This is a genomic window from Brevundimonas sp. SGAir0440, assembly GCF_005484585.1.
Taxonomy (GTDB): domain Bacteria; phylum Pseudomonadota; class Alphaproteobacteria; order Caulobacterales; family Caulobacteraceae; genus Brevundimonas.
Map to the genome: position 1 here is coordinate 1,348,821 of NZ_CP039435.1, position 12,464 is coordinate 1,361,284.

General features: G+C 66.6%; 14 protein-coding genes. 1 reads left to right on the forward strand and 13 read right to left on the reverse strand.

Annotated elements, in window-relative coordinates; genetic code table 11:
- Positions 1-6: 6 nt before the first annotated feature.
- Positions 7-528, reverse strand: coding sequence for a hypothetical protein (locus E7T10_RS06565; RefSeq protein ID WP_137721189.1), 522 nt, complete (start codon positions 526-528; stop codon positions 7-9).
- Positions 529-616: 88 nt separating this feature from the next.
- Between E7T10_RS06565 and E7T10_RS06570 the strand changes: the two genes are divergently transcribed.
- Complete coding sequence (locus E7T10_RS06570) at positions 617-1,282, forward strand: tyrosine-protein phosphatase (protein WP_137721190.1); 666 nt, start codon at positions 617-619, stop codon at positions 1,280-1,282.
- 6 nt (positions 1,283-1,288) lie between these two features.
- On the opposite strand, the gene E7T10_RS06575 is transcribed toward E7T10_RS06570, so the two are convergent.
- From E7T10_RS06575 to E7T10_RS06630, 12 genes are all read right to left on the reverse strand, one after another.
- Complete coding sequence (locus tag E7T10_RS06575; protein ID WP_137721191.1) at positions 1,289-1,501, reverse strand: hypothetical protein; 213 nt, start codon at positions 1,499-1,501, stop codon at positions 1,289-1,291.
- Between the two features lie 77 nt (positions 1,502-1,578).
- Entirely contained in the window at positions 1,579-1,824 is a 246-nt protein-coding gene (locus E7T10_RS06580; protein ID WP_045810318.1) for a DUF4170 domain-containing protein, read from the reverse strand.
- Positions 1,825-1,934: 110 nt separating this feature from the next.
- Positions 1,935-2,732, reverse strand: a complete 798-nt coding sequence (locus E7T10_RS06585; RefSeq protein WP_137721192.1) for a 3'(2'),5'-bisphosphate nucleotidase CysQ — start codon at positions 2,730-2,732, stop codon at positions 1,935-1,937.
- Positions 2,729-4,084 carry a TldD/PmbA family protein gene (locus E7T10_RS06590; protein WP_137721193.1) on the reverse strand — a complete coding sequence of 452 codons (1,356 nt, stop codon included), beginning with the start codon at positions 4,082-4,084 and terminating at the stop codon, positions 2,729-2,731. Before E7T10_RS06590 ends, E7T10_RS06585 begins: the two co-directional genes overlap by 4 nt.
- Positions 4,085-4,123: 39 nt before the next feature.
- Positions 4,124-4,531, reverse strand: a complete 408-nt coding sequence (locus E7T10_RS06595; RefSeq protein ID WP_017505339.1) for an MAPEG family protein — start codon at positions 4,529-4,531, stop codon at positions 4,124-4,126.
- A gap of 3 nt (positions 4,532-4,534) precedes the next feature.
- A complete protein-coding gene (locus E7T10_RS06600; RefSeq protein ID WP_210416172.1) occupies positions 4,535-6,304 on the reverse strand; it encodes a M14 family metallopeptidase in 1,770 nt (589 codons plus the stop codon).
- 101 nt (positions 6,305-6,405) lie between these two features.
- A complete protein-coding gene (locus E7T10_RS06605) occupies positions 6,406-7,038 on the reverse strand; it encodes a hypothetical protein (RefSeq protein ID WP_210416173.1) in 633 nt (210 codons plus the stop codon).
- A 30-nt stretch (positions 7,039-7,068) separates the two neighbouring features.
- Positions 7,069-8,598: a UbiD family decarboxylase gene (locus tag E7T10_RS06610; protein WP_137721196.1), complete on the reverse strand. Its 1,530-nt coding sequence runs from the start codon at positions 8,596-8,598 to the stop codon at positions 7,069-7,071.
- 10 nt (positions 8,599-8,608) lie between these two features.
- A complete protein-coding gene (locus E7T10_RS06615; protein ID WP_137721197.1) occupies positions 8,609-9,271 on the reverse strand; it encodes a Pr6Pr family membrane protein in 663 nt (220 codons plus the stop codon).
- An 18-nt stretch (positions 9,272-9,289) separates the two neighbouring features.
- Positions 9,290-10,132, reverse strand: coding sequence for an aldo/keto reductase (locus E7T10_RS06620; RefSeq protein ID WP_052247640.1), 843 nt, complete (start codon positions 10,130-10,132; stop codon positions 9,290-9,292).
- Positions 10,133-10,170: 38 nt separating this feature from the next.
- On the reverse strand, positions 10,171-10,533 hold the full coding sequence (locus E7T10_RS06625) for an MmcQ/YjbR family DNA-binding protein (RefSeq protein WP_137721198.1): 363 nt from the start codon (positions 10,531-10,533) through the stop codon (positions 10,171-10,173).
- Between the two features lie 27 nt (positions 10,534-10,560).
- On the reverse strand, positions 10,561-12,402 hold the full coding sequence (locus E7T10_RS06630; protein WP_137721199.1) for a gamma-glutamyltransferase family protein: 1,842 nt from the start codon (positions 12,400-12,402) through the stop codon (positions 10,561-10,563).
- Between the last annotated feature and the right edge of the window lie 62 nt (positions 12,403-12,464).

Consider the following 12,464-nt stretch of genomic DNA (forward strand, 5'->3'; position numbering starts at 1 on the left):
TTCAAGTCAAGGCTTGTCCGGCGACGGTTCAAGCGCACGGCCCGGCTCGTCGGCGCGGATCAGGGTTTCGCCGGGCGCCTCCTCGACCCTCATGGCGGGCGGAACTGTGGGATTGGACGCGTATCGACGGCCGTCGAAAGGCACGGCGGCCTCATAGCCTTCGATGATTCCGCCGCCCGCGACATAGACGCCCAGATCCCGTCGGCCATGGGTCTGTCGCTCCAAGAGCCGGATCGGCGCGCGCGCCACGCTGATCTCGCCGACCGACCGATAGGTTTCGCCGGCTCGGTCCAGCACCAGCAGCCGGCATCCGCCCGAGCCGCACCAGTTGGGGCCGGTCAGATAGATCAGGGTCATGGCCCCGTCCGGCGTGATGGCGGCCGTATAGCGGGTCGTGTCCAGCGCCTCCTTGGCCCGGTCGCGCAGATAGGCGATCAGGGCGGGGTCTTCGGGGGGCGGCGTTTGGGCGGCGGCCGCGCCGGCCCACAGGCTGGCGGCGACGACGGCGGCTGCGGCGAGGGTTCTCATCGGGCTGTTCTCCGGTCTCGACAAACATTCCAACGCATCAGGATCGAGATCGGATGACGCGGCGGCGCCCAATCGCTATCTGGCGAGCATGGCGCGCTTCGACCTCTCGACCGCGATGGGCCGTTTTCGGGCGCATTGGCATTATTTCTGGGCCGACCACGCGTTTTTGCGCGTGGCCTTTTCCAACGCCCACTGGCTGGGCCCGGATCTGGTGCGCACCAATCAGCCGTCGCCGCGCCAACTGGCCTATTGGAAAAAGAAGGGCGTCAAGACGGTCATCAACCTGCGCGGCAAGCGGGACGAGGGCTATTACTGGCTGGAAAAGGACGCTTGCGAGCGGCTGGGTCTGACCCTGATCGACGCGCCGCTGGACTCGCGCGATCCGCCCGAGACGGTGCGCATCCACCGCGCGCGCGAGCTGTTCAAAACAATCCAGTATCCGGTGCTGATCCACTGCAAATCCGGCGCGGATCGGGCGGGCATGATGGCGGTCTTCTATCGCCACTTCCACCTGGGCGAGCCGATCTCGGTCGCCATGAAGCAACTGTCCAAGAAATATCTGCACTCCCGCGAGGGGCTGACCGGGGTGCTGGACTATACGCTGGAGAAATACGTCAACGAGATCGAGCCAAAGGGCGTCAGCTTCATCGATTGGGTCGACAGCCCCGACTACGATCCCAAGGCCATCCGCGCCGAGTTCAAGGCCGGCTGGTGGGGCACGCTGTTGACCGACATGCTGCTGCGGCGTGAGTAGGGGGCTTCAGCCCCAGGGGCCGGTCTTCGGTTCGTCGCCTGCCTCGCCGTTCGCGCGCGCCTCGGCGGCCAGTTCGGCGTCGCGACGGGCCTTGCGATCGGCCTCCCACCGCTTGAACCAGCGAGCGTAGTCGATATGGCCGCGCAGCGAAAAGCTGAACAGCGCCAGCACGGCCAGCAGGCTGACCAGTTGGAAGATCTGTTGCGGTTCCAGGTTCATCGTCGTCCTCGCCTACAGATCGAAACGTCGGATCGAGGAGCCGGTTCGGCTCCTCGATGTCGCACTCAACCCTCAGATCAGGCCGCGTCGCCGCGCGGATCGATCAGCTTGTGGGCGTGCAGGATGAAATAGCGCATGTGGGCATTGTCCACGGTCGCCTGGGCGCGCGCCTTCCACGCCTTCTTGGCGTCTTCATAGTTGCCGAAGGCGCCGACGAACTCGACCTGCGACAGGTCGCGGAAGGTCGGCTCGCCCAGGTGACGAAGCTCGCCGCCGATCACGATGTGCAGAAGTTGCGGCGGGACGGCGTTCTGATCGGTCATCGGAAATCCTGAAGGCTGGGCCGGAAGGCTTTGGGGGAGGGAGGTTTGCGCGCGGCATAGGCCGAGAACGCCCTCGGATCAATGTGGGCCGGGGTTTTTCCGTCCCCGCCTCAGGTCGAAAGCGGCACGTTTTTACAGCGCCGCACGATCATCGGCTGAATGATCGGGGCCGCGCAGACCAGGCTGGCCTGGCGCGGATCGGGCCGGTTGAACGCCCACGGCCGCCCGTGGTGATCGCTGACCCTGGCGCCGGCTTCGGTCGCGATCAGCCAGCCCGCAGCGACGTCCCAGTCCCATTTCGGGGTCAGGGCCAGGGCGGCGTCAAAGGCGCCGGCGGCGACCAGCGCCATCCGATAGGCCAGGGCGTTGCGCTTCTCGAACCGCATGGACGGCCAGGGTTCGTCGACGAAATAGGGCGCTTCGATCAGTCGCGCATCGCCAAGGATCGAGGCGTCCTCCAGCGTATCGACATCCGAGGCGTGGATGGGTTTGCCGTTACGTCGGGCCCCGCCGCCACGCGTCGCCACATAGGTCTCGTCCACCTCGGGCGCATGGATGACGGCGGCGACGACCTCGCCGTCCTCGATGACGGCGATGGGCACGCACCACCACGGCGTCCGCTTCATATAGGCGACGGTGCCGTCGATGGGATCGACCACGAAGATGCGTCGTTTCGACAGCCGCTCGGGCGAATCCGCCGTCTCTTCCGACAACCAACCATAGTCGGGCCGCGCAGACAGCAGCCTGTCCCGCAGCATGGCGTCGACCTTCAGGTCGCCGCTGGTGACGGGCGAACCGCCGACCTTGGACTCGATCTTCAGTCCCGCCTCACGCTCGGCGATGGCCAGCGCCCCGGCGTCGATGGCCGCCTGGCGAATCAGGTCGAGGTCGGCGTCCAGATGCATCATTTGCCCGCGATGGCCACCGCATCGAACATCAGGCTGGGCACGTTGAACCCGCCCCGGAACTCCAGGTCCGAACCGCGCTCGAGGCGCAGATACAGGTCGGTCAGCTTGCCCGCGACCGTGACCTCGCTGACCGGATAGGCGATCACGCCATTTTCGAACCAGAAGCCCGACACCCCGGCGGACCAATCGCCGGTGTTGCCGTTCAGCGACGGGCCGAACATCGACGTCACCAGAAGGCCGGTCCCGGCGTCGGCCATCAGGCCCGCCAGATCGCGCTCGCCCGGCTCCATATGCAGATTGTGGGTCGAGACGCCGGACGGCCCGGCCAGCCCCCGCGACGCGTGGCCGGTGGTTTCCAGACCCAGTTGCCGGGCCGAGGCGCTGTTCAGCAACCAGGTGGTCAGGACGCCGTCGTCGAACAGGGCGCGCTTCTGAACCGCTGCGCCTTCGTCGTCGAACGGGGTCGATCCCATGCCGCGCGGGCGGAACGGATCGTCGATCAGGGTGACGCCCTCGGCGAAGACGCGCTGGCCCATGCGGTCCTTCAGGAACGAGGTGCCGCGCGCGATCGACGGGCCGGAAATGGCGCCGATGGCCGGCGACACGATCTGGCCCGCCATCCGGTTGTCGAAGATCACGGGCGCGGTGGTCGAGGCGATCTTGCGCGGGCCGACGCGGGCCACGGCGCGCTCGCCGGCGGTGCGGCCGATCAGGTCGGCGCCGGGCAGGTCGGACAGGTGGCGGGTCGAACGGCTTTCGCCGCCGCGCTCCATCGCGCCGTCCTTTTCGGCGATGACGCCGACGCCCAGCGAGAAGGCCGAACCCTCATAGGCGCCATCGAACCCATGAGAGGTCACCAGCCGCCACCGGCTGGACGACCAGCCGGCGTGTCCGCCTTCCGACCGCGCCACGCCGGGAACCGCCAGGGCCGCGGCCTCGGCCTCGGCCGAGACCTGTTCCAGATTTTCGGCGCTGCGTTCGCTGGGATCGAACAGGTCCAGATCGACGAATGGCCCGCGCGCCAGCCGTTCCTCGGGCGCGAAACCCGCGTGGGGGTCCTCCGGCGCCGAGCACGCCATGGCCACCGCCCGCTCGACCAGGCGCGCCTGGGTCGCCGGCGAAAGGTCCGAGGCCGAAACGGACGCCTGCCGTTGGCCCACAAACACGCGCAGGCCCAGGTCGCGCGATTCCTCGCGTTCGACGTCTTCCAGCTTGCCGTTGCGCACCCCGACCGACAGGGATCGGCGATCGGCGCTGACCGCCTCTGCGGCGTCGGCGCCGGCCTTCAGCGCGGCCTTGACGATGTCGTTGAGAAGATCGGTGGAAACGGGCGCAGCCAGGGTTTCAGTCATGCCCCGATATGGCGGACGCTCCGCTGCACCGCAACCGCGTCAGACCACGGCGAAGGCGATCAGGCCCACAGCCGCCGTCAGCAGCGCGACCCAGGTCAGCAGCATGCCGACGACGCGACCCAGCGACGGCCCGGTCTGAAGCAACAGACCCAGGGCATGGGCGACCCGGCCGACGAACAGCGTCGCGCCGACCCCGTGGACCATCCAGGCCGGCGCGCCCACGGCGGCCAGCAGCAGCATGGCGATCATGCCTGGGGTCGCATATTCCACCAGATTTCCGAAGGCGCGGCTGGCGGCCATCAGATCCGCGTTCCCGCCGTCGCCGAACGACACCATGTGTTTGCGCCGCCCGCTGACCACGATGCCCGACAAGACCAGCATCATCAGGATCAGCAGGCCGCTCCACAGGGCGGCGGCCTGAACGGCGTACATCAGCGGCGTGGTCATCGATCAGTCCTCGCGCCCGACGGGGTAGAGCAGATAGTGGTCGTCATAGAAGGGCGTGCGTTCATAGAACCAGGCCAGACGCGCCTGCGGATCGGCGGCGAACGTGGCGTCGGCCGCCACCTTGGCCTCGAACTCGGCCTTCAACGCGGGGTCCGCCGCCATCATCTTGTCCGCCAGCGGCGCGATGGCGTAGGCCTCGATATATTCGACGCGGCTCATCACCTCGGGGAACATGCCCCAGGCGAAGAAGCTCTCGCTGGATTGCGGCTCCAGCAGCAGCACGACGATGTCGCCCAGCGGCTGATCCGTCGGCACCCGCACCGAGCCGGTCGGATACGTCCAGTCGCGCTTTTCGACCTCCACCGTCTTCACCGAAGCCTGCACGTGACCTTCATTGGCGCGGGTCGCCAGCTTGGGTTCGACCAGGCGCAGCATCGACAGGTTCACCGTGCGCGCAGCCTCGACCGTCTCCATTTCGATCCCGTGCGTCTTCAGCCGCTCGATGATGTCGGTGCGATAGCCCGGCACCCAATAGGCCGTCGGCCGCGTCAGGGTCAGCGTCGGCTTGGAGCCATAGAAGGGCATCTGCCACAGTTCGGGATCGGGGCGGCCCAGCCAGCGGATTTCCTTCCGGCCCGAGGCGGGACTGTCGTACATCTCGTACAGCATGCCCTTGAACGGCCGGGTGGACGACGGCGTCTCGTCGGCCTCGAAGTTGGCGGGGATCTGCGCCGGACGCAGGGCCTTGTCCTTATCGGTCGCGGCGCGAAGACCGGCGCCCTGATCGGCCAGCAGACGCATCGCTTCCTCGATGAAGACATAGGTCCCCAAAACGCGCTGCTCGTGCGGCTTCAGGCTGTGGTTCTCGATCAGGATCGTCGGCACATGGGCGGCCGCGCCCCAGCCGTTGGAAAACCGCTCGCCCAGACCGCCGTCCGACAGGCCCTTCTTGGGTTCATCGTCGTCGATGCCGAACACCAGTTCGCCGGGGATATGGCCTTCGCGTTCCAGCGCGGCGTTCATCGCCGGCTTGAACACCGAATCCAGCCAGGCCGAGCCGTTCGGCGAGCGGCTGAAGGTCCCGTCCTCGCCGTTGAAGCCGTAGGTGACGTCGTACTGGTAATCCATGCCATCGGTGACATGGACGTCCACATAGAGGTCCGGCCGGTATTTCAGGATCAGGCCGCGCACGGCCCGCATCTCGGGCTGGTCCAGCTTCAGATAATCGCGGTTCAGGTTCTGGTTGGTCGCCGTATTGCGCCAGCCCTGAATGCGCGGGCCCCGCTGGTTGGGCCGGGAATAGGGGCCGGAACGCTCATGGCCATCCACGCTCAGGATCGGGATCAGGATCAGATTGACCCGGTCCAGCAGGGCGTCCTTCCCATAGAAGGCGATGTCGCGCAGCAACATCATGCCCGCGTCCTTGCCGTCGATCTCGCCGGGGTGAATGCCCGCCTGGATCATCAGCACCGGCTTGGCCTGATCGAAAGCAGTCCCGTCCTTGGAGGCGATCACCGCATAGATGGGCCGACCCTCGGGCGAGACGCCGAACTGCTCGATGCGGATCAGGTCGCTGGCGGCGTCCAGACGATCGAACCAGGCGCGGGTGTCGACGTAGTTGGGGCTGAAGTCATGGCCCGGATCGGCCTCAAACGCCGTAACCCACGGATCAGCCGCATCGCGCAGCAGGGCCTTGGACGCGCCGTCCCAGGCGGGGGCGGGCGGCAGGAAGGCTTGATCCCAAGGTGCGGTGTTGGGAAGCGTCTGGGACATGGCGGGGCTCACGCTACAGGCAAGGGCGGCGACCAGCGCCGAAACCAGAAGAGGGGACTGCATGGCCTTTCGTGAGCCGATTGCGCGGCCCTGACAAGGTTTCACCCGCCGCCGCCCAGCGCGGGCGCCCAGCCGCCGGCCTTGAGCAGCAGGGCCGCCGCGTTCCCCATCTGCCAGAGACTGTAGAGCAGAACGACGACCAGGGCGCTGAACGCAACCCGGCGCCACGGGGCGAACGCCGCCGTCGCCGTGCCGATCACGAAGATGGCGACCCCGACCCACAACCGCACCGAGGCGGCGATCTTGGCGAAGCCGGGATTGAGCTGGGCCAGGATGATCACGATCACCGCCACGATCAGATTGGCCGCCAGGATGCAGCCGAACACCAGTCGCCGATGCGACCAGAAATGCGCGTCCAGATCGATCTTCTGGTCGCCGCCCTCGGCCGAAACGCGCGGGAAGGTCACGCTGGCGGCGACATAGAAGGTTGCGGCGATGGCCAGTGAGATCAGCAGCACGAAGGTGTTGAACGGCGCGCCGCGGAAGATGACCCAGGCCTGGTTCCAGAAGGTGGCGATGTCGATGGCCACGAACAGGGCCAGCATCGGCGTCAGCCAGCCGAACCGGATCCGCTGCTTCTCATGCAGCACCCGCGCGAACCCGCCGACCAATTCGGCCACGGACAGGCCCAGCAGCAGGCCGTAAAAGCTGAAGAAGAACTCGAACGCGCTCACATCGCCCCCCGGCGTCAACAAAAGCCAAGCTTACTTCCAGATCGGCGTCCCGTCGCCCGGCAGGCCGAGACGGCCCCACAGATCGTTGACCCGTTCGACGACCGCTTCGTCCATGCGAATTTCTTCGCCCCATTCGCGCTTGGTCTCGGGCGGCCACTTGTCGGTGGCGTCCAGGCCGATCTTGGAGCCCAGTCCGCTCTCGGGGCTGGCGAAGTCCAGATAGTCGATGGGCGTCGACTCGATCACGGTGATGTCGCGCGCCGGGTCCATCTTGGTCGAGATGGCCCACATCACGTCCTTCCAGTCGCGGGCGTCGATGTCGTCGTCCACGACGATGACCCATTTGGTGTACATGAACTGGCGCAGATAGCTCCAGACGCCCAGCATCACGCGCTTGGCGTGGCCCGGATAGGCCTTCTTCATCGACACCACCGCGATCCGGTAGCTGCAGCCCTCGGGCGGCAGCCAGAAGTCTGTGATCTCCGGAAATTGCTGGCGCAGCAGGGGAATGAAGACCTCGTTCAGCGCCTCGCCCAGCACGCTCGGCTCGTCTGGCGGCCGGCCGGTGAAGGTGGTCAGATAGATGGGGTCGCGGCGCATGGTGATAGCGCTGACCTTGAAGACCGGGAACTTCTCGACCGAGTTGTAATAGCCGGTGTGGTCGCCATACGGACCCTCGTCCTCGAACTCGTCCAGCAGGACATGGCCCTCCAGCACGATCTCGGCCTGGGCCGGAACCATCAGCGGCACGGTCTTGCAGGGCACAAGCTCGGCCTTGGCGCCCCGCATCAGGCCGGCGAACTGATATTCCGACAGGGTGTCCGGCACCGGCGTCACCGCCGCCAGGATGGTGCCCGGATCGGCGCCCAGCACCACGGCGCAGGGCAGGGGTTCGCGCTTTCCGGCCTTTTTGTGCCGCGCGTAGTGTTGCGCCCCGCCCCGGTGCGCCAGCCAGCGCATGATGGCCTTGTCCTTGCCCAGCACCTGCATCCGATAGATGCCCAGGTTGAAGTCGTCCTCGCGGTCGTCCGACGGCCCCTTGGTCACGACCAGACCCCAGGTGATCAGGGGCGCCGGCTCGCCGGGCCAGCATGATTGGACGGGCAGGGCGGTCAGGTCGATCTGGTCGCCCTTCAGCACCACCTCCTGCACCGGCGCCTTCTTCACCGTCCTGGGGCGCATCGACAGAACGGTCTGCATCAGCGGCAGCATCTCCATCGCGTCGCCGAGACCGCGCGGCGGCGTCGGGTTTCTCAGGAAGGCCAGCAGTTCCCCGACCTCGCGCAATTCGCCCGCCGTCGTCCGGTCCTTGCCCTCCAGCGTCACCCCCATGGCGACCCGCTTCACCGTGCCGAACAGATTGGCCAGGCAGGGGATGGGACTGATCGTGCCGTCCGGCATGACCGGCTTCTCGAACAGCACCGCCGGTCCGCCATTCCTCAGCAACCGGGTCTGGATCTCGGTCATCTCCAGCACGGTGGAGACGGGTTCGGACACCCGCACCAGCTCGCCCTTGGCTTCGAGCTGGTCGATGAAGTCACGCAGGGATTTATAGGCCATGCCGCGACGCTTAGGCGGGAGTGGCCCCTCTGTCACGCGTCGCGCGACCGAACAGTCGATCCAGTCCGACGAGGCCGAGTCCGACGATCAGGAAAAACACCAGCAGCACGCCGAAAATCAGCACCACCCGGGCCAGCCCCAACTGATCCACATTGACGAACCCATAGGGCCACCAGCGCGTCGCCAGTCCATGAGCCAGGGTCCAGCCGCCGTAGACGAGCGGAAACGCCAGCCATTTCGCTGGATCGATCCAGCGCAGCCGCCCTTTGGGGCTGAACCACAGCCAGTCCAGCACGAAGGCGGCCGGCATGACGTAGTGCAGCACCAGATTGACCACCAAGGACCAGCCGGTCGGATTCCAGTAGGGATGCAGCAGGAAGTGGTACACTACCCCGACCACCACGATGTACATGGCGACGGCCGCCCTGACGCCTTCGCTGGCGGACCAGCGGGCCAGCCGCGATCCTTCGCCCAGCAGCGGCCCGGTGAAGGCCAGGGCGACCAGGATGTTGGTCAGGATGGTGAAGAAGCTGAAGTAGTTGATCGTCCGTTCCAGCACGGTCCAGCCCTGGGCCGGCGCGATCATCAGCAGATATTGAAGCGCCAGCGCGGTCCAGCCCACGACGGCGAACGTCGCACGCCAAAGCCTGGGCTGGTCCCGCTTGCGAAACACCGGCGCCTCCCTTGTCGGTCAGGCGGCAGTCTTGTCCCATTCGAAGGCCGGGTCCAGCCAATCGCCCAGCCGTTCACCGCGATCCAGGGCGTCCATCCGCTGCATCTCCTCGTCCGTCAGGGCGAAGTCGAAGATGTCGAAGTTCTCGCGCGCGCGGCTTTCCTTGGTGGTGCGCGGGATGGCGATGATCCCGTGCTGGATCAGCCAGCGCAGGGTGATCTGGCCGTTGGTCTTGCCGTGCGCGCCGGCGATCTCGCTGATCGTGGCGTCGTCGGCGATCTTGCCCTGCGCCAGCGGCGACCAGGCCGTGATCGACGATCCCAGCTCGGCTGCGGTGGCGACCAGCTGATCGACGCCCAGATAGGGGTGATGCTCGACCTGATCGGTCAGCAGCCGCGCCTTCGACAGGCTCTGCGCCTGGCGGAACTCCTTGGAGGGGAAGTTGGACAGGCCGATCGACTTGGTCAGACCCTGGTCCTTGGCTTCATTCAGCGCGCCCAGCGTCTCTTCGAACGTCGGCGTCGTCTTGGGCCAATGCAGAAGCAGCAGGTCGGGCGTCGTGCCCAGGCTGTCGGCCGATTCCTTGGCCTGTTTCAGAAGGGCGTCGTGGGTGAAATGTTCGACCCAGATTTTCGTGGTCAGGAAGATGTCCTCGCGCGCCACGCCGGAGTCGCGAATGCCTTCGCCGACCGCCTTCTCGTTCTTGTAGATCCAGGCGGTGTCGATGTGGCGGTATCCGATCCGCAGCGCCTCGGCGACCATGCGCCGCGCATCGTCGGGCTCCAGCTGCCAGGTGCCGAAACCGAGCAGGGGGATTTCGATACCGTCGACGGTGATCGTGGGTTGGTCGCCATAGGCCATGGGGCGCTCCTTGGGCTGGGTCCGCTTGAGGGGCGTAGTTAGGCGCCCGACCCCTCTGCGGTAAGGACCGGATGCGCCTTGGACAGTTTTTTCGGGGCGATCCGACGCCAGCGCTTTTCCAGCGCCGCTCTTAGCCAGGCTGAATCGACGCTGGCGATGCGCGCCAGGACGATGGGATGGTCGCGATAGTGGTCGGTGAAATGAAAGGTCGCCGGGTCCATTTCGATCAGCAGTTCGCGCTCATCCAGATTGTCCAGATGCACCACGATGCTGTCGTCCAGCACCGGGCGCATCCAGGTGAAGAACTTGCCCGCTACCTTGAACGACGGCTCGCCATAGGACACGCCGTCCTCCACGCCGGGAAATGACAGCAGAAGCGCGTGGACCTCGTCGTGGGTCATCGGTCGGTCAACCTCAGTTGGTCAATCTCAGTAGGCCAGGGCGATCCCGTCCTTGCGCATCTCGGTCGCCGCGCCGTAGGTCCAGCGCCCGCTTGGGTTCATCTGCTTCATGACGTTCTGATAGCCGCCGAAGCCGCCGTCAGGCTCGCCCAGCGTCCAGCCCATCGCGCGCAGCTGGGCCTTGGTCGCCTCGGGCACGCCGCTTTCCAGATGCAGCACGCCGGTTCCTTCCTGCGGCTGGCCGGTCGGTTCGGACGAGCCATAGTGCTGCCAGCGCGGGGCGTCGCCCGCCGCCTGGGGCTCCAGCCCGTAATCCACCATGTTGATAATGATCTGGGCCTGGCCTTGGGGCTGCATGGCGCCGCCCATGACGCCGAACGCCATCCACGGTTCGCCGTCCTTGACCGCGAAACCAGGGATGATCGTCTGGAACGGCCGTTTCCCGGGCGCATAGATGTTAGGATGGCCGTCGCTCAGGGCGAACAGCTCGCCCCGGTCCTGGAACATGAAGCCCAGCGGTTCGGAGCCATTGTCGGGCGCCAGGCCCGAACCCATGCCGCGATAGTTGGACTGGATCCAGCTGACCATCATCCCGTCGCTGTCGGCGACGCTGAAATAGGTGGTGTCGCCGTGGTGCGGCGCATCGCCAGGCATGACGCGGTCCATCACCCGATCCGGCCGGATCAGCTTGGCGCGCTCGGCCGCATAGGCCTTGGAGTTCAGCCATTCGACCGGGGTCTTGGAGAACCGGTCGTCGGCGAACCAGCGCGCCCGGTCCTCGAACGCCAGCCGCTTGGCCTCGGCCTGGACGTGCAGCGAGGCGGCGGACTGGAAGCCCATCGACTTCAGGTCGAACTGCTCGCAGATGTTCAGGATCTGGTTGGTGCTCAGCCCCTGGGTGTTCGGCCCCAGGCCGAACACGTCCACCCCGCGATAGTTGGTCCGGATCGGCTCGACCCATTCGGTGTGATGGGCGGCCAGATCGGCGCGGGTCATCCAGCCGCCGATTCGCTTGAAATAGGCCTCGATCTGATCGGCGAGGGGACCGTTGTAGAAGGCGTCGCGCCCGCCCTCTGCGATCATCCGCAGGGTCTTGCCCAGATAGGGGTTGGCGAACACCTCGCCCACCTTGGGCGTTGAGCCGCGGGCGGCCCAGATGCGCTTTCGGTTCTCGTTTTCTTCGATCGGGATCCGGCCCCGATCAAACGCAGCCATGTTGCGTTCCAGATAGTAGGCGATGACCTGAGGCACGGGCACGCCCTGTTCGCACAGTTCGGCGACGGGCAGCAGCACCTCTTTCCACGGCAGTTTGCCATAGCGCTGGTGCGCGCTCCACCAGGCGTCCACCGTGCCCGGCACATTGACCGTCACCGCGCCATAGCGCGGCAGATAGCCGTCGATGGCCTTGGACCGCGCGATCTCCAGGCTGAGGCCCCGCGGACTGGCGCCGGAGCCATTCAGCCCGACGACCTTCTTCTGTTTGGGGTCCCACAGCATGCAATAGGCGTCGCCGCCGATGCCGTTGGCCACCGGCTCCAGAAAGCCCAAGGCCGCATTGATGGCGATGGCCGCATCGATGGCCGATCCGCCGCGCCGCAAGGTGTCGATGCCGATCAGACTGGCCGCCGGGTGCGCCGTCGCCGCCGCTCCGTTCGCGCCCCAGACGGTCGAGCGTCCCATGAACTTCGGTCCCGAAATCCGGTCACCGATGCCGACGCCGGCATAGGGGTCGGCCGGGCGGGCCGACAAAGGTGTGGGCGCTGGGGCCGCCTCGGTCGGCCTGGCTGCGGGGGAAGCCTGCCGGGCTTGGGCTGCGGTCGCCGCCAGCGCGCCGGCGGGCAGGGCGGACAGGAAGGTGCGACGACGCATGGCGAACTCCTCGAACAACCGATGCGGCATCAAGGGTGCAGTCGATCGATCCGGCAAGCCTT